This is a genomic window from Gemmiger formicilis (assembly GCF_018784445.1).
In the GTDB taxonomy this organism is placed as follows: Bacteria; Bacillota; Clostridia; order Oscillospirales; family Ruminococcaceae; genus Gemmiger.
In genome coordinates this window covers 346,131-362,664 of sequence record NZ_WQOH01000004.1, presented here as the reverse complement: position 1 = coordinate 362,664, position 16,534 = coordinate 346,131, and the positions used below count along the sequence as shown (strand labels likewise).

Here is a 16,534-nt window from a genome sequence, read left to right as displayed (position 1 = left end):
ACTGTGCAAAACCAACAGAATTTACATTCCAACGCCAGTCTATACCGTCCTGTCGTAGTTCTCCGACGCGAGGTGCCGGAGCTTCGAATCCCTTCGGGCGCACTTAAAAAGCGCATTGCAATGTACTTTTGCAATGCGCTTTTTGGCTTGATGTGATTTTGGTTCAGAATCACTTCCCGCTTTCAGGGAAGATGATTTTGTTGACGAAGAAGAAAATCACCATAGACACGCCGCCGTTCAAAACCGTCGTGCCGATGTTATAGATGAAGTCCGGCACCAGCAGCCCGGCTACGGCAACCCATACGCAGTTGATGGAGTTGACAATGCAGGTAATGACGCAGAATGCCAACACATACCACGCAATCTGCTTGCCTAAATTGCCCTTGCTGCGGAACACGAAATTGCGCTGGATCGGGAAGTTAATGCACTCGCCAATGACCATGGCGATCATATACGCGCAGAAGTACGGCAGCCCGCCGTGGGCGGCATCGTAGCCGAGGATGTTCCACTTGAAGGTTTCCCCAAACAGGGTCACATCCACGCCGGGCCAGCCGAAATCCACCACCGGCAGACTGCTGAACGCAGCGGGCAGAAATTGCAGCAGCAGATACTTGAACACGGTAATCAAGTTCGACACGATGACGAACAGACCGCCCTCGCGCACCCACTTGGCTGCGGCGGGGTGTTTTGCCGCAAAATTATTCCAAAACTGCATAATGCAACCTCCATCAAGCGCCGCGCAGACGATTTTCCATCTGCGCATTCAGCACCACATTCTTAATCGCTTCATAAATCACCCGCACAAGACCCAGGATCCAGAAGCCCTGCAATTCCATGACAATGCCGTCCACCATGCCCATGCTGATGGCACCATTCGTCATCTTTGCCAAGGCGCGAAGGGGCATATTGTACTGGAACAAGATGTTCAGGTCCGGCTTGCCGCGTTTGTAGCTGGCATCCAGCAGGATCGTCAGCACAAGCCAGACAAGCCAGCCCAGCGGGCTGCGGGCGTGGTTCAGTTCGCCCAAGGTCAGATTGCGGTCAATTTTGGTTTTGCCGTTCGGGATGGGATGCCCCAGCAGCTTTTCAAAGTCCGCATCGGAAACGCTCAGCACATCGCCCTTATAATAGCAATCCAAGTCCACATCTTCATACGGATGCACGGTAGCCGTTCCATGCACGGAGATTTTCTCGCACAGCCGGATGTCCTCCACGCTTGCGCCGACAAGCAGCTCGTACTCGCCGCCCTCGATCTCCCAGCGGTTAGCCTTGACATTCCAGAAACGGAACGCCTTATCGTCCAGCATGATGGTGATGCGCTGTTTCTCACCGGGGGCAAGCGTTACGCGGGCAAAGCCTTTCAGTTCCTTTGCAGGACGGAAAAGCTCACTGTTCTTTTTAGCAACATACATCTGCACGATTTCCGTTCCTGCCACACTGCCGGTGTTCGTTACGGTAAGGCTGACCCCCTGTTCATCGGCGACCATATCGCTGTACGCGAATGTCGTATAGCTCATGCCATAGCCAAACGGGAAGCGCACAGCTTTTTCCGCCGTGGTAAAGTAGCGGTAGCCGATGTACAGCCCCTCGCGGTACTCCACAGTCTTGCGGCGGGTGGCAAAGTCGGCGGCGCTGGGGATGTCGGCGTAGGCCAACGGCCATGTTTCTGCCAGCTTGCCGCAGGGGTTGACCTTGCCGGTCAGTGCATCCGCAACGGCGCCCGCCCCCGCCTGACCGCCTAAGGCGGCGTACAACAGGGCTTGGCAGTTGTCCAGCCACGGCGTTTCGACTACGCTGCCGCTGTACAATACCACGACAATTTTCGGGTTGACGGCTGCCACAGCCTGCAGCAGATCCACCTGATTTTGCGCAAGGCGCAGATTGCTGCGGTCAAGACCCTCACTCTCGGCGATTTCATCCAGACCCATGCACAAAATAACTGTATTTGCCTGTGCTGCCAGTTCGCAGGCGGATTTCTGCAAAGCGGCATCCGGCTTACCGTGGCGGTCAAAGCCCTGCTGATACCCGATGACGTTCAACTCGGAGTCAATCAGCTTATCCAGCAGCACATCCACCTGTGTCGAGTTCACCATGCTGGAGCCTGCTCCCTGATAGCGCGGATTTTTGGCAAAGTCGCCGATGACAGCCACCTTGGTACCCGCCGCCAACGGCAGCAAAGAGCCCTCGTTTTTCAGCAGCACAAGGCTTTCCTCGGCGGCGCGGCGGGCAAGCGCATGATGGGCTGCCGCATCAAACTCGCGCGGGGCAGCGTCCAGCGCAGCCTTGGTATCAAACACCAGCGGCAGCAACTCTGACAAGCGAGCGTCGATGTCGGATTCAGAGATTTTCCCGCTTTCCACCGCCGCCAGCAGTTCGCGCACACTGTCCCCGCCGGGCGCGGGCATTTCCAGCGTGGAGCCGTTTTTCACACCCAGCGCGTGGTCGTTGCTTCCGCCCCAGTCGGTGATGACCGCGCCATCAAAGCCCCACTCACCGCGCAAAATCTCCATGAGCAGGTGCTTATTCTCGTTGGCATACGTACCGTTCACAAGATTGTACGACGACATAATGCTGCGGGGATGCCCCTCTTTGACGGCAATTTCAAACCCGGTCAGGTAAATTTCCCGCAGGGTGCGCTCGTCCACGATGGAATCCGAAGCCATACGCCGCGTTTCCTGGCTGTTGACGGCAAAGTGCTTCGGGCAGGCGGCAACGCCCTTGGACTGGATGCCCCGAATATATCCCGCCGCAAGCTTGCCCGCGAGATACGGGTCCTCGGAGAAATACTCAAAGCTGCGCCCGCACAGCGGGTTGCGCTTCATGTTAAGCCCCGGTCCCAACACCACCGACACTTCCTGCGCAGCGGCTTCCTCGCCCAAGGCTGCGCCGATTTCCTCGCCCAGCGCGGCATCCCAGCTGTTTGCAACAGCCGACGCCGTGGGGAAGCAGGTGGCAGGCACGCTGGGGTTCAGCCCCAAGTGGTCGCTCTCCCCCGCCTGCTTGCGCAAGCCGTGGGGACCGTCCGACAGCCAGATCTGCGGGATGCCGTGTTCGGGCATACCCCGCGTTTTGAAGGTTTCCGCGCCGGAAAGCAGCGCACATTTTTCTTCCAAGGTCAATTTTTTCAGCAAAAGTTCTGTATTTTGCATATATTTTTCCCTTCTCATAAGAAAAGCCGCATCCAACGCCTGCAAGCAGACATCAGACGCGGCTTTCATTCAGCAAGTACCATTATGTTTTATCAGGGGCAATGGACGCTTACTCTGCCGCCAGCGTGACCACAGCCTCGTTGATGGAGTAGGTGGTGCTGGAGCCCCAGCCGGAGACGATTTCGTCGTGGGCGGGGATGGTCAGCTGCTTGCTGCCGTCCTCACCCTCGGTGATGGGCACCGTCAGGGCATCGCTGCCGTTCAGGGTCATGGTAAGGGCATCGTCCTGCGCATCCACCAGCGTGCCGGTGATGGAGGCAGAGCCGTCGGCGGCAGTCAGCGTGCAGACCTTGTGGGAGTAATCCACCAGCAGCACGGCATCCGTTGCGGTGGGCGTTTCGCCCTGCACCAGCTCATAGCTGCCGGTGTACTGCTCGGTGACCAGATCCTCGACCTGCACTTCAAACGTAGCGGTCGCACCCAGGAAGGAGGCCGTCACGGTCTTGGTGCCTGTGGTGTCGCTGTCGTAACCGGTGAAGGTCAAGCGACCGCCCCAGATGGACTCCTCCGCACCGTTGGCGCGGGTAGCCGTCACAACCAGCTCACCCGGGTTGAAGGTGTCGCCCGTGTAGAAGGTGCGCAGGTTGGAGGCATCGATCGTCAGGCTCTTGGCAGGGGCATAGGGCTGACCGTAGATGTTGATGTTGCGGGTGAACGCACCGCCATAAACGCCATAGCTCAGGCTGGCTTCCATGCTGTATGCGCCGTGGTCGGTGTCAAAGATGAAGACATCCGCATCTGCGCCGCCATCCACATCGGTGGGGCGCACAGTGCCGTCGGCGTCCTGATTGCCCAGCAGATGAATGACAAAGTTCTTCTCGCCGTTTTCATCGTAGTTGTACCAGTAGCCGTAAACATGGGAGATAGAGTCACCGCCCACGGAGGTGCTGGGACCGCTGAAGGAACCCCACATCGAACCGTCGGTGTAGCAGTACATATCCAGACAGGCCGGATCCACGATGGTGCTGAAGCCCTCGGTGTACTGCCCCTCGAAGAAGTAGGCAACTTCCCCGTTCGGCTCCTTGGCTTCCCAGGTTTCCTGCGGGATGGCAACCAGGTCATCCAGCGTCTTGGAGGTGAACTCGTTGTCGCTGTAGTTCATAACGGGACCCTCGGCAGAGGTCTGCGCCGCATCGGGGGCAACCTCCGCATTGTCGGCCGAGGGCAGGCTGCTGCTCTGCAGGGAGAAACCGCCCACGCAGACCGCAGCGACCACGACCACCGCACCGGCGGCAGCAAACTGTTTGCCGGTGGCTTTTGCCTCGCCGGTTTTCGTCTGCTTGCAGAAGCAGGCGATCACGCTGAGCAGGCAGGCAATGAACGTGCCGACCATATAGAACACGCACAGACCGGCGTTGCCGCCCGCAAAGGTGACATGGTTGATGACGTCGGCAAAGACGAAATACAACTGCACAACGACAAGATACAGGGCGATATTATAAATGACCGCCTGAATCAGTGCGCTGAACGGAACGGAAACAAAGAAGAAAACGAGCGAAGCTGCAGCACCGACCAGCAGCACCACGCCGGCCATCGTGCCGGAGTGACCCAGAGGGGCGGCCGTGGCCTGTGTGAGCAGGAATACAATGCCGGTGATCAGCGCGACCAGCGCTGCGGCAAGGCAGAACCAGCTGCCCAGCCCTTTATTTTTCAAGCCTTTATTCATCAGGTTCCACCTCCATCAATTCTTTTTGGCGGCACGATTCTTCCGCTTTTCCTCGGAGAAAACGTCCGTGTAGGTATGCAGCACATACATCACGACAGCGGCAACGGCCAGTGCGCAGAACACAACATCGAGAGCGCGCAGGGTCGTCTGCCACCACGGGGCTGCGTCGGAAACGACAACGTCCTCCGCGCCGGAGCCGCCCATAGAGGACTGCAGCATGATGTAGTACAGATAATGGTTGGAGTCGATGACCTTCTGCAGCAGGTCGCCGTCATCGGTGCTGGTGATCAGCTTCTCGATTTCGTTCGGGCGGGCGGTATCCAGGCAGAAGATGTTGTTGCCTGCCATCAGCATTTCGGGGGCGGAGGAATACTCGGACGCAGTCAGCGCATCGTCGATGATGTAGCCACCGTAGTTCCACTCATCGCGCAGGATGTGCTGGATGCCCTGGTTGGCGGCAGCGTACATAACGCCGATACGGTTGTAAGCGGTCATAACGCCGAGAGAATCGCCCTCAGCCAGAGAGCCCTCAAAGGCGCGCATATAGATCTCGCGGATGGCCTGCTCGTTCGCAAAGGTGGAGATGCCCTGACGACCGGCTTCCTGCTCATTCAGGAAGAAGTGCTTGACCGTGCCGATCAGGCCCTTGTTGCGCATACCGCGGGAAACGGCCTTGGCAGCATAGTAGCTGAGAACGCCGTCCTCGGAGAAATACTCCGAGGTACGACCGGAGTAGGGAGAGCGCAGGGTGTCCGCGCCGGGCGCGTAGGCGATGGGGATGGACGCATACAGTGCATCCTCGCCGTACATCTCGCCAAAGCGGGTCTGCACATCGTGGTTCCAGGTTGCGCCGACGATGGGCAGCGTAGCCCAGCCGGTGCAGTTGCGGCGGTCGCCGTACTTAAACTGACCGTTCATGCCCTCGGGACCATCGACGATGGTGCAGCCGGGCTTGTTGACAGCCTTGACAGCCTTGATGCCCTTGGAGTCGCCCATGTTGATGAGCAGATCGCTCAGCGTCAGCTGAGAAAGGAAGTCGTTCCACTTCGGGTCGTCGAAGGCGACGCCGATCATATCGCTGAAGTTGATCTTCTCATCCAGCTCCACGCCGAGGTTGAAGTCGGAAACGCTCTTGGCATCGGCTGCCTTGACGTAGGTCTGCATATTCAGACCGTTGTACAGCTTATCGTTGACCGTCAGGGTCTCCAGCGTGGTGGGGTAGGTCGTATCCCACGCGCTGCGGGACAGGTAGGTGATTTTTTCGTCGTCGTTCGCCCAGTAGTTCACATCAGCGTCGTCGAAGGTGTTCGTGACTTCCACATCGCTGTTGTAACGGGATTTGCGGTACTTTTCGGTATCGACCTCGGTGTTGGGGGCGGTCCAGGTGGCCACGGCGGCGGTGTTGCCGGTGACGACATTGCCGTCCTGATCGATCAGCTTGCCCGCAACGGCGTCACCGCACTTGGCGGCCAGCACATTGTTCAGTGCCTCGTGTGCGCCGTTGCCGACGGCAAAGTAGTAATCGCCCGCATCGAGGATGTAGCCCTTTGCGCCGTTGGCGTCATAGGACGCGAGGAAGTAGCCGGGCACATCGACCGTGACAGTCTCGGATGCACCTGCGGCCACGTCGATTTTGTCATAGCCCAGCAGCTGGATCGAGGACTTTTCGACATTGTTCTGCTTGTCGTAGTCGGTGTAGGGGGACTGTCCGTACAGCTCCACCGTAGCCTTGCCGTCCTTATCGCCGGTATTGCTCACCGTGACGGTCGCCGTGAAGGTGTCGGTGTCGCTGTTGTAGTCCAGTTTGTCAAGGCTGTACTCATAGGTCGTGTAGGACAGACCGTAGCCGAAGGGGAAGCAGACCTCCTCGGCGTAGTTCCAGCCGTCGGTCGAGGCTTTGGTGCCAACCGTGGAATCGGCGTTGCCCTGACCGAGGATGGTGTCCTCGTAGCGGGTCTCGTAGTAGCGGTAACCGACGTAGATGCCTTCGTTATAGCTGACAAAGCTGTCGCCTGCCGCGCGGGGCGTTTTGCTGCCGTAGTTGTAAGCGTGCAGACCGAAGTTCTCGGCACTGGGCGCGGACAGGGAGTTGGCGGCAAAGGTGGCGGTGGTGTGACCGGAGGGGTTGACCTCACCGGTCACAACGCGGATGGCGCCGGGCATACCGTAGAAGCCGGGGTTGCCGACCCACAGCACAGCGTCAACATTGTACTCGTCCAGCCAGTCCATCTCCATCGCAAAGACGGAGTTCAGCAGGACGACGGTTTTCTTGAATTTGCCGGAATCCTTGATTTGCTGGAAGATAGCCTTCTCGTTGTCGTCCAGCTCCAGCATACGCTTGCCCTCGTCGTTGACCATCGCAAGGTCATTGCCCTCGGTGGCAAAGCGGGACAGCGTAACAAACGCGACATCGCCGTAGGACGCAAACGAGTCGGTGACGCTGCCGGTGAACAGCGCCGGGTCATATTCTCCCACGCTGGAAACGCTTCTTTCTTTCGGCGCGGCGGCGGAAGCGTAGGCGTCCAGCACGGTTTGGTTCACGTTGAAGCCGGCATCCTGCAGGGCGTCAACGGGGGTTTTCTGGTAATCCGGGTTTGTGGAGGAACCGCCTGCCGTGCTGCGGAACACCGGGTCGATGCTGCCGCGGCCAAAGACCGTGACGTTGCGCTCAGACTCGGAAAGCGGCAGGGCGTTGTTGCGGTTGTAGAGCAGCACGCTGCCCTCTTCTTCTTCCTGCTCACAGAACTGATAAGCGGCTTCGATGTACTTTTCGTAGCTTGCATCAGACAGGGTGCCGTCAGCGGAGAACTCCGTGCCGCCGTAAGATGCGCCAGCGCCTTCGATGCCGAGTGCGTGGTTGACTTCGCCTTCCTGCTGGAACGCAATAGTCGTTCCGGTCAGGACAAGGTTGGCCACCAGCACAGCCGCGCCGGACAAGCCCAGCCAACGGCGGGACTTGCTTGAGGTTTCCTTTTGTGCCATAGGTTTTTCTCCTTCCTAAACTGTCACAGATGAATGATACGATGCGCTTGCTGCCAAGGGCTGTGCACTTCCCCTTTTGCAGAAACCGTTCATATCTTTTTCACAAAGCTATCATAAAGGGAAGCGTTGACCGGGTCAATGCAGTTGGCGTAAATGTCAAAAAACACGGCACAAATGACAAAGAAGAAAAGCGACCGCCTTTCGGCAGTCGCTTTTGGGTTATGCAGTTTGTTTTTGGCTTTTCCCGCAGGGGAAGGTGACCACCAGATAAAAAATCGAGTCCTCCACAAAGCAGTCTGCCGTGCCGCCGTACTGCTCGGCAATGCTTTTGATGCTTTTTATGCCGTAGCCATGCTCCTCGGTATCCTGCTTGGTTGTGACGATAGCGCCGTCCCGCAGCGTCGGCGGTGCGGGGGTGTAATTCTGCACGCGGATGACCGCCATGTCACGGCAGCGGCTGATGTCCAGTGTGATGACCCGCTTAGACGCATCGTTTACCTGCGTCAGACACTCAATGGCATTGTCCAGCGCATTGCCCAGCAGGGAGTAAATGTGGTAGTGCTTCATATCCTCCAGACAGCTGCCGTCTGCCGAGCAGACCAGCTGAATACCTGCCTGCCCGCAGAGTGCCGACTTTTGGGTCAGCGTGATGTCCAGCGCCTTATTCCCGGTGAGATAGCGCAGGTTCAGGTTGTCCATCTCTTCTTCCAGACGGGCGCGTTCCTCATCTGTGGCGCGGGAATACTGCTGTTTCAGGTCATGGTAGCGGATGTTGATTTTTTCCATGTCTTTTTTTGCCTGCTCATACTGCTGCTTGTCACATTCCAGCAGCTGCGCCAGCATTTCATTCTCGTGTTCCAGACTCTTGATGCTGCAATTTGAAAATTCCAGCGCCAGAATCGTGATGGCAAACAGGATGCAGAACGCATTCAGCGCCAGATAGGCGGTCAGGTAGGACTCTGCGCTGCTGTCCAGGACATCCTCCAGCACAACACTCAGGTAGACCGCGGCAATCAGGAAAAAGCCGGAGTAAAGCACGGTCTTGACATTGTCAAACAGCAGGCGCCCGCGCCGGATGCGCAGGGTGAGCAGCAGGTAGATGACCAGACAGACCACAAGGTTGCTGAAAAGCAGAATGACAAAGGTAACGAGCCTGTCCGTGCGCCCATGCTGAATCAGCCAAATAATAGGCATATAGGCCAGCTTACTGGCAATGTGCTGCACCGCGTAGGCGCAGGTTGTATAAAACAGGGCGTGCAGCGGGCTGCAGTCAAAGCTGAACCATATCAGACCAAACAGCAGCGTCGTATACAGCAGCAATTTTGCCCAAAGCGGCAGGAATGCCAGGGTGTCCGTCAGCGCAAGAAAGCCCCATACACCCGCCGCCAGCCGCGGAACGAAGCAGCTGCGGCGCTGCCCCCACGGGACAAACAGGCCAGCGCATAGAATCATGCCCAGCTGGACTTGCTGGTTCAGTATCCAATTTATGACCGGCACGGGTCTTCCCACTCCTTTTTTGCCATATATCGAGAGAATGCTTCGGTGAAGGCGTCCTTGTAGGTGCGCCCGATGGGCAGTGCCGCCCCGCCGATATAGACATTCATACGGCTTACCGCCGTGATACAGCGCAGGTTCACAAGGTAACTGGCGCTGCATCGCACAAAGCCGTAGGGCGTCAGCTGCGCCGCGATTTCCTGCATCGAACCGCGGTTTTTGATGATCTCGGTCTTACCGTCCCCGCTGCACAGGTTGTACAGCAGGTCGTGCTGGCGCACCTCCACATAGGCGATTTCCGCTGCATCCAGCAGCCGCGTCACGGTGCCGTCCTTGACGACAATGTGCGGCGGCGTGACCTTTTGATCGGCGCGCTTTTGCAGCACCTTCAGCGCCCGCGTCAGATACATATGGAAGGAGTACCACTGTATCGGCTTTACAATAAAGCCCAGTGCAAAGCCCAGTGCGCCGACACTGTACCCGTTCAGCGCGAATTGCTGCAAATTCGTGCAAAAAATGAGGATGACGTCTTGATCTGTCTCCCGGATTTTTTCGGCCAATTCCATGCCGGACATCTGCGGCATATCAATGTCCAGATATAAAATATCAAAATCACGGTCTTGCGCCGCCAGATAGACTGCCGCGCAGTCGAACTCCTGTACGTTCAGTTCTGTGCCGTTCTCCGCGCCAAACCGCGCCAGTGCCTGTTTCAGTTGGTCTCTTTCTTGTTTTTCATCGTCCACAATGCCGATTCGGATCATCGTGCGTTCCTCCCTCCGCGCAAGGATCTATACAAATATGATATACCCCCGAACGCAGCCGCGTCAACCTTTTACGAGCGAATCGCCCAATTTTTTCAAGATATTTCCGGAACGCCGCGTGCTGCGCATGGAAGATTCTTGACCACCGTTTGACCACTACTGTGCAGTCGCACTAGGCTCAAAGTGCCAATGTGAAAAATATACCAAACAAGCCCGGTCGTCTTAACACAATCTTAATACCCCGGCAGAAAAGCTTAATACCATCTTTAAACGGGCGGCGCTATACTGTATTGTACGAAAATTCTGCTGGAGTGTGATTTTCTTTGCCATCTCATCGGCGTTTAACCTGTAAGCTCAATTACTTTCAGTCCATTATTCTGCTGTTTGCAATGGTTATCCTTATCGGGGCAGTGCTTTTGATGCTGCCAATCTCTGCACAAGCACATACCGTCACCCCTTTCCATGAAGCATTGTTTACGGCAACCTCCGCCGTATGTGTTACGGGGCTGGTTGTGCGGGATACGGCTTCTCACTGGTCGGCGTTTGGTCAGGCTGTTCTGATGGTGCTGATTCAAATCGGCGGCCTGGGTGTGATCACAGTCGGCGCGTCTTTCTCGCTTTTATCCGGTCGGCGCATTTCCCTCTCACAGCGCGGGCGGATGCAGGAGGCCATGTCCGCCCCCAAAGTGGGCGGCATTGTGCGGCTGACAGGCTTTGTGATCCGTAGCTCTTTGGTGATGGAAGGGATCGGTGCACTTTGTATGCTCCCGGTTTTCTGCCGTGATTTCGGCGTTTCCGGGATATGGAAAGCCATGTTTCATTCCGTTTCCGCTTTCTGCAATGCGGGCTTTGATTTAATGGGTACTCCCGACACGCCTTTTGTTTCTCTGACCGCATATCGCGCCGACCCGGTTATCAGCCTGACGATTTCCGCCCTGATCGTTATAGGCGGCATTGGCTTTCTGACATGGGATGACGTGCGGACCAATCGGCTCCGCTTTCATCGCTATCGGCTGCAAAGCAAAGTTATTCTGACATCGACGGCACTCTTGATCTTGCTGCCAACACTATACTTCTTCTTTTTTGAGTTCAAAGGAGTCACACCGCAGGAGCGGCTGCTGCTCTCTCTGTTTCAGTCCATAACGCCCCGGACAGCCGGTTTTAATACGGCAGACTACACGTCCTTGTCCAGCAGCGGGCGCGGCCTTACGATTCTGCTGATGTTCATCGGCGGTTCACCGGGTTCTACTGCCGGCGGCATCAAGACAACAACGATAGCGGTGCTTGTCGCCAATGCTTTTGCTGTATTCCGCAGGCAGAAGAGCCCAGAAATGTTCGGGCGGCGGATGGAAGAAAAAGCGGTCCATGATGCCGCAGCCATTTTTACACTGTATCTCGTCCTTTCGCTGACGGGGGCATTCATCATCAGCACCGTCGAGGGCTTGCCGCTGTCCGAATGCCTGTTTGAGACGACCTCGGCCATTGCTACCGTAGGACTGTCGCTGGGATTGACACCGCATCTGGGAATCGTCTCGCAGGGGATTTTAATTTTCTTGATGTTCATTGGGCGTGTCGGCGGACTGACCATGATCTACGCAGCACTCTCCGGCAGCAAAAGCAGCGTGGCGCGGCTGCCGCAGGAACGAATAACCGTAGGATAAAAGAAAGGTAGATCCCATGAAAGCTATTTTATTGATCGGCTTGGGCCGATTTGGCCGCCATATTGCAGAAGAATTAAATAAACTCGGCCATGAGGTCATGGCAGTAGACGAAAACGAGGAGCGCGTCAACGCAGTGCTGAGCATTGTGACCAACGCCCAGATCGGCGACAGCACCAACGCGGAATTTCTGGAGGCGTTGGGCGTCCGTAATTTTGATGTCTGCATTGTGGCAATCAGCGGAAACTTTCAAAGTTCTCTCGAAACCACTTCCCTGCTGAAGGAGCTGGGAGCAAAAATGGTTGTTTCCCGTGCGGAACGGGATGTGCAGGCCAAATTTCTGCTGCGCAACGGTGCAGATGAAGTGATTTACCCGGAAAAGCAGCTGGCAAAATGGGCAGCCATCCGTTACGGCTCCGACCATGTGCTGGATTATATCGAACTGGATCACGACCACGCCATTCTGGAAGTGTCTGTGCCTTCTGCATGGATTGGAAAGACCGTTGGCGACATCAATATCCGCAAGAAATACAGCATCAATATTCTAGGAATCAAACGCAATGGAATTGCCGATGTCAACATCGACTCGGACACAGTCCTGCCCGGTGACACCACCCTGTTGGTACTGGGCGAGGGAAAAGCCCTGAGCCGGTGTTTTCATATCTGATCGTTTTCCAAGGGAAGTGGTTCATTTGAAAACAGCACTGCTGATTTTGCTGTTTCTGGCTGCCGGGCTTTTTCTTGTTTTTATCGGTGTCCGATGTAATGCGTTCTGGCGCGGCGCCCGCCGCGCACAATTTGAGCGGCAGGAAGGCTTTCGCCGCTGGTAATACAGCCCAAAATATGATATGATACCCTTCAGAAGGGAGGATTTGCCATGAACATTAAAAAGCCATCTCCCGATACAGTGAAAGCGCAGGCCGTCCGACAGGTAAAGGATCTTTTGATTACCGTGTTGATTCTGGCCGCAGCAACCGGCATTGGCAATATTTTCTGGTATTTCTCTTTTACCAAAAATATCATATCGGTGTATGTTCTGGGGACATTGCTGACCTCGCTTTTTACCAAAAGCTATTTCTGCGGCTTTTTAAGCTCGTTTTCCAGCGTGCTGCTTTTCAATTTTTGTTTTACAGAGCCCCGCCTGACGCTGCACGCATACGAGCGCGGCTACCCAGTCACCTTTGCCATTATGCTGATCGTTTCCATCATCACGGTTACATTGGCGATTCAGAATATCCGCAATGCCGAAGAGAAAGAGCGCGCTGCCGTCCATGCCAAGAACGAACAGCTGCGCGCCGATTTGCTGCGCACGATTTCCCACGATCTGCGAACCCCGCTCACATCCATTTCCGGCAATGCCTCCAACCTCATCAGCAACTATGAGATGATGGATGCCCCCACCCGGAAACAAACATTTCTGGACATCTACGACGATTCCATGTGGCTGATCAATCTGGTGGAGAACATTCTTTCCATTTCCCGTATTGAGGATGGAAGGATGAATCTGTCCATCTCCACAGAACTGGTAAGTGAAGTGTTCGAAGAGGCGCTGCGCCATACCAACCGGCACAGTGGACAGCACACGATTACTGTGCAGATGGCCGATGACCTGCTGCTGGCGCGCATGGATGCCAAGCTGGTTGTGCAGGTGTTGATCAATCTGGTGGACAATGCCATCAAATACACGCCCGCAGGGTCACACATTGTCCTTTCCGCCGCGGCGCAGGGGGAAAACGCCGTAATCCAGGTAAGCGATGACGGCCCCGGCATCCCGGATGAAGCAAAAGAAAAAGTGTTTGAGATGTTCTCCACCGGGGAAAAACGAATCTCGGACAGCCGCCGCAGCCTTGGGTTGGGATTGGCTCTTTGCCGCACGATCATCGCAGCCCACGGCGGCACCATTACACTGTCCGACAATAAGCCGCACGGCTGCATTTTTACTTTTACACTGCCCCTTGGGGAGGTTTCTTTGCATGAATAAACCCTTGATTCTGGTCGTGGAGGACGATGCGCCTATCCGCAACCTGATTACCACAACACTGAAAACGCAGGATTACAAGTACATTGCAGCGGCTACTGCCTCAGAAGCGCTCCAACAAGCAACAATCCATGCGCCGGATGTGATGCTGCTGGATCTTGGTCTGCCTGATTTGGACGGCATCGAGGTGATTCGCCGTATTCGCAGTTGGTCTGCGATGCCCATCATCGTTATCAGCGCCCGCAGCGAGGACAGCGATAAAATCGAAGCCTTGGACAGCGGCGCGGATGACTATCTGACGAAGCCGTTCTCGGTAGAAGAGCTGCTGGCACGGCTGCGGGTAACGTTCCGCCGCATCTTGATGCTGCAAAACGCCGCCGGTAGTTCTGTTTTTACCAACGGTGATTTGCAAATTGATTTTGCGGCGGGCTGTGCCACATTGAAAGGGCAGGAACTGCACCTGACCCCTATCGAATACAAGCTGCTCTGCGTCATGGCCAAGAATTGCGGCAAAGTGTTGACCCATACTTATATCACCCACGAAGTCTGGGGCAGTTCCTGGGGCAATGACGTAGCTTCCCTTCGCGTTTTTATGGCTACGCTGCGCAAAAAGCTGGAATCCGAGGCGGATTCACCGCAGTATATCCAGACGCATATCGGCATTGGGTACAGGATGCTGAAAGTGTAAAAGAATCTACCCTAAAGGGATATAATAAAAGCGATGAATATTATTATATCTATTTCTGGATTGATGAACTTAATCTTTTCGCGTATGTTACCAATGTAATTTACGCTGGGCGGAATCAGCCCTCCTGCTTGGTCGATATGTCGCTTGACGCTTGACCACCATTTGACCACTATTGGAAATTGACGACTTCAAAGGCTTGAAATACGCTGTAACTGCGTTTTTCATACATAAGCGATCGTAGCTCAGCTCCCTGCATGGAAAACTCAATATACTGCCGGATATCCTTGATGGACATTCCGGCTTTTTTCATGCAGCGGATGACCTGCAGCCACTCGAAGTCGGTTCCCCGGAACATCCGAATGCCGCCGGAGGAACGCTCCACAAAGGGAAGTCCCCCTTCTTTGTCGTAGTAGCGCAGGGTGGAGGCAGGTACGCCCAGCTTTTGTGCCATTTCGCCTACGGTATAGATCATCTGAAGCCTCCGTTTTTTCAAAAAGCCCTTGACTTAAAGTGCGCTTTAAGTTGTATGATAAAATCAAACTTTATCAAAAGCCATAATGCGGATGCACTCCGCTGTCAAGGAGGTTCCTATGAGCAAGAAGGTATTGATTTTGTCTGGCAGTCCACGGAAGGGCGGTAACTCTGATATTCTATGCGATGAATTTCTGCGTGGAGCACAGGATGCCGGGCACAAAGCAGAAAAGATCCGGGTCGCTGAGAAAAAGGTAGCTCCCTGTTCCGGCTGCTACTACTGCAGCACCCACGGTGGAGCCTGCGTCCACAAGGATGATATGGCAGACATCCTGCAAAAGATGATCGATGCCGATGTCATTGTGCTGGCAAGCCCGGTATACTTCTACTCCATCAGTGCCCAGTTGAAGACAGTGATCGACCGTACCGTGGCACGGTGGCTTGAGGTCAAAGACAAGGAATTTTACTACATCACCACCATGGCAGACGAGGAAAAAGCCTCTGCGGACACTACGCTGGCCTGCTTCCGGGGCTATGCAGACTGTGTGGAAGGTGCCGCGGAAAAGGGAGTCCTTGTAGCAGGTGGTGTTTACGAGCCGGGTGCGGTGCGGAACACCTCTGCCATGGCACAGGCTTACGAGATGGGGAGGAACGTATAATGGCAGTGAAACAGACAGCAGGGCGGGATGCTCTGGGCGAATTTGCGCCCAAATTTGCGGAACTTAACGACGAGGTACTATTCGGACAGGTGTGGAGCCGAGAGGATAAACTCTCCCTCCGGGACCGCAGCCTTGTGACGGTGGTGGCACTGATGGCGCAGGGACTGACGGACTCCTCGTTTCGGTATCACCTGACGGCAGCGAAAAACAACGGTATTACCCGGACTGAGATTGCAGAGATCCTGACCCATGCGGCATTTTATGCAGGCTGGCCCAAGGCGTGGGCGGCTTTCCGCATGGCAAAGGAAGTCTGGGCAGAGGACGCTGCAGAGGATGCCAAGGCAAAGCACCAGAGTGAAATGGTGTTCCCCATCGGTGCATCCAACGACGGTTTTGCACAGTATTTCAGCGGAAAAAGCTATCTGGCCCCCCTGTCCACCGCACAGGTTGGCATTTACAACGTCACCTTTGAGCCGGGCTGCCGGAACAACTGGCACATCCACCATGCCGCAAAGGGCGGTGGGCAGATCCTTGTCTGCGTGGCAGGCCGGGGCTACTATCAGGAATGGGGCAAAGCGCCGCAGGAGCTGCATCCGGGCGATGTGGTGAACATTCCCCCGGAGGTCAAGCACTGGCACGGTGCTGCACCCGATTGCTGGTTCTCTCATCTGGCAGTGGAAGTGCCCGGCGAAGGCACCTCTAACGAGTGGTGCGAGCCGGTGCAGGAAGAAACCTATAAGGAGCTGCAGTGATAAACACAGGATCATCAATACCGCAAAAATGCACTGAAACCAATGCAAAATTTTCCCTCCTTGCAAGAATGCGGGAGTGCTAAACAAATATAAGAAATAGCCATCTGAAATCCGGGAACCTTCGGAATCTCAGGTGGCTATTTTTATATTGCTTTTTCTGCTGGCTGCTGTTCTTCGGAACCTGCAACAACTTGCTCGCCGCTTTGTAAGCTGACC

The 16,534-nt window shown here is 55.5% G+C and carries 14 protein-coding genes; 7 read left to right on the top strand and 7 right to left on the bottom strand.

Annotated elements, in window-relative coordinates; translation table 11 throughout:
- Positions 1 to 169: 169 nt before the first annotated feature.
- The 6 genes from GPK89_RS01850 to GPK89_RS01825 form a co-directional block, all read right to left on the bottom strand.
- Entirely contained in the window at positions 170 to 715 is a 546-nt protein-coding gene (locus GPK89_RS01850; protein ID WP_215691270.1) for a GtrA family protein, read from the bottom strand.
- A gap of 13 nt (positions 716 to 728) precedes the next feature.
- Positions 729 to 3,149: a glycoside hydrolase family 3 C-terminal domain-containing protein gene (locus GPK89_RS01845; RefSeq protein ID WP_215691268.1), complete on the bottom strand. Its 2,421-nt coding sequence runs from the start codon at positions 3,147 to 3,149 to the stop codon at positions 729 to 731.
- Between the two features lie 109 nt (positions 3,150 to 3,258).
- The gene (locus tag GPK89_RS01840; RefSeq protein ID WP_215691266.1) at positions 3,259 to 4,875 is read right to left on the bottom strand and encodes a bacterial Ig-like domain-containing protein; all 1,617 of its coding nucleotides are present in this window, start codon (positions 4,873 to 4,875) and stop codon (positions 3,259 to 3,261) included.
- Positions 4,876 to 4,890: 15 nt separating this feature from the next.
- Complete coding sequence (locus tag GPK89_RS01835; RefSeq protein ID WP_215691264.1) at positions 4,891 to 7,857, bottom strand: glycoside hydrolase family 3 protein; 2,967 nt, start codon at positions 7,855 to 7,857, stop codon at positions 4,891 to 4,893.
- A gap of 219 nt (positions 7,858 to 8,076) precedes the next feature.
- The gene (locus GPK89_RS16575) at positions 8,077 to 9,354 is read right to left on the bottom strand and encodes a GHKL domain-containing protein (RefSeq protein WP_215691263.1); all 1,278 of its coding nucleotides are present in this window, start codon (positions 9,352 to 9,354) and stop codon (positions 8,077 to 8,079) included.
- Positions 9,342 to 10,112 carry a LytR/AlgR family response regulator transcription factor gene (locus tag GPK89_RS01825; protein WP_215691261.1) on the bottom strand — a complete coding sequence of 257 codons (771 nt, stop codon included), beginning with the start codon at positions 10,110 to 10,112 and terminating at the stop codon, positions 9,342 to 9,344. Before GPK89_RS01825 ends, GPK89_RS16575 begins: the two co-directional genes overlap by 13 nt.
- Positions 10,113 to 10,435: 323 nt before the next feature.
- Here GPK89_RS01825 and GPK89_RS01820 point away from each other — a divergent pair, with 323 nt between their 5' ends.
- From GPK89_RS01820 to GPK89_RS01800, 5 genes are read left to right on the top strand one after another with little or no spacing between them, the layout of a single operon-like run.
- Positions 10,436 to 11,773, top strand: a complete 1,338-nt coding sequence (locus GPK89_RS01820) for a TrkH family potassium uptake protein (RefSeq protein ID WP_346344812.1) — start codon at positions 10,436 to 10,438, stop codon at positions 11,771 to 11,773.
- 16 nt (positions 11,774 to 11,789) lie between these two features.
- Positions 11,790 to 12,437: a potassium channel family protein gene (locus GPK89_RS01815; protein ID WP_215691260.1), complete on the top strand. Its 648-nt coding sequence runs from the start codon at positions 11,790 to 11,792 to the stop codon at positions 12,435 to 12,437.
- 25 nt (positions 12,438 to 12,462) lie between these two features.
- Positions 12,463 to 12,600 (top strand): hypothetical protein, encoded by a 138-nt coding sequence (locus GPK89_RS01810; RefSeq protein ID WP_215691258.1) that lies wholly within the window; start codon positions 12,463 to 12,465, stop codon positions 12,598 to 12,600.
- 47 nt (positions 12,601 to 12,647) lie between these two features.
- A complete protein-coding gene (locus GPK89_RS01805; RefSeq protein ID WP_215691256.1) occupies positions 12,648 to 13,751 on the top strand; it encodes a sensor histidine kinase in 1,104 nt (367 codons plus the stop codon).
- A complete protein-coding gene (locus GPK89_RS01800) occupies positions 13,744 to 14,436 on the top strand; it encodes a response regulator (protein WP_215691254.1) in 693 nt (230 codons plus the stop codon). The genes GPK89_RS01805 and GPK89_RS01800 overlap by 8 nt, the downstream gene beginning before the upstream one ends.
- A gap of 169 nt (positions 14,437 to 14,605) precedes the next feature.
- On the opposite strand, the gene GPK89_RS01795 is transcribed toward GPK89_RS01800, so the two are convergent.
- Positions 14,606 to 14,908, bottom strand: a complete 303-nt coding sequence (locus GPK89_RS01795) for a MerR family transcriptional regulator (RefSeq protein ID WP_337557140.1) — start codon at positions 14,906 to 14,908, stop codon at positions 14,606 to 14,608.
- Between the two features lie 118 nt (positions 14,909 to 15,026).
- Between GPK89_RS01795 and GPK89_RS01790 the strand changes: the two genes are divergently transcribed.
- Both GPK89_RS01790 and GPK89_RS01785 read left to right on the top strand, forming a co-directional pair.
- On the top strand, positions 15,027 to 15,566 hold the full coding sequence (locus GPK89_RS01790; RefSeq protein ID WP_215691252.1) for a flavodoxin family protein: 540 nt from the start codon (positions 15,027 to 15,029) through the stop codon (positions 15,564 to 15,566).
- Positions 15,566 to 16,318 (top strand): carboxymuconolactone decarboxylase family protein, encoded by a 753-nt coding sequence (locus tag GPK89_RS01785; RefSeq protein WP_215691250.1) that lies wholly within the window; start codon positions 15,566 to 15,568, stop codon positions 16,316 to 16,318. The genes GPK89_RS01790 and GPK89_RS01785 overlap by 1 nt, the downstream gene beginning before the upstream one ends.
- The last annotated feature ends 216 nt before the right edge of the window (positions 16,319 to 16,534 follow it).

Bases quoted from the DNA above. Each gene is read 5' to 3' on its own strand.
- GPK89_RS01850 (WP_215691270.1), bottom strand. From the start codon at position 715: ATGCAGTTTTGGAATAATTTTGCGGCAAAACACCCCGCCGCAGCCAAG.
- GPK89_RS01845 (WP_215691268.1), bottom strand. From the start codon at position 3,149: ATGCAAAATACAGAACTTTTGCTGAAAAAATTGACCTTGGAAGAAAAA.
- GPK89_RS01840 (WP_215691266.1), bottom strand. From the start codon at position 4,875: ATGAATAAAGGCTTGAAAAATAAAGGGCTGGGCAGCTGGTTCTGCCTT.
- GPK89_RS01835 (WP_215691264.1), bottom strand. From the start codon at position 7,857: ATGGCACAAAAGGAAACCTCAAGCAAGTCCCGCCGTTGGCTGGGCTTG.
- GPK89_RS01825 (WP_215691261.1), bottom strand. From the start codon at position 10,112: ATGATCCGAATCGGCATTGTGGACGATGAAAAACAAGAAAGAGACCAA.
- GPK89_RS01815 (WP_215691260.1), top strand. From the start codon at position 11,790: ATGAAAGCTATTTTATTGATCGGCTTGGGCCGATTTGGCCGCCATATT.
- GPK89_RS01805 (WP_215691256.1), top strand. From the start codon at position 12,648: ATGAACATTAAAAAGCCATCTCCCGATACAGTGAAAGCGCAGGCCGTC.
- GPK89_RS01800 (WP_215691254.1), top strand. From the start codon at position 13,744: ATGAATAAACCCTTGATTCTGGTCGTGGAGGACGATGCGCCTATCCGC.
- GPK89_RS01795 (WP_337557140.1), bottom strand. From the start codon at position 14,908: ATGATCTATACCGTAGGCGAAATGGCACAAAAGCTGGGCGTACCTGCC.
- GPK89_RS01790 (WP_215691252.1), top strand. From the start codon at position 15,027: ATGAGCAAGAAGGTATTGATTTTGTCTGGCAGTCCACGGAAGGGCGGT.
- GPK89_RS01785 (WP_215691250.1), top strand. From the start codon at position 15,566: ATGGCAGTGAAACAGACAGCAGGGCGGGATGCTCTGGGCGAATTTGCG.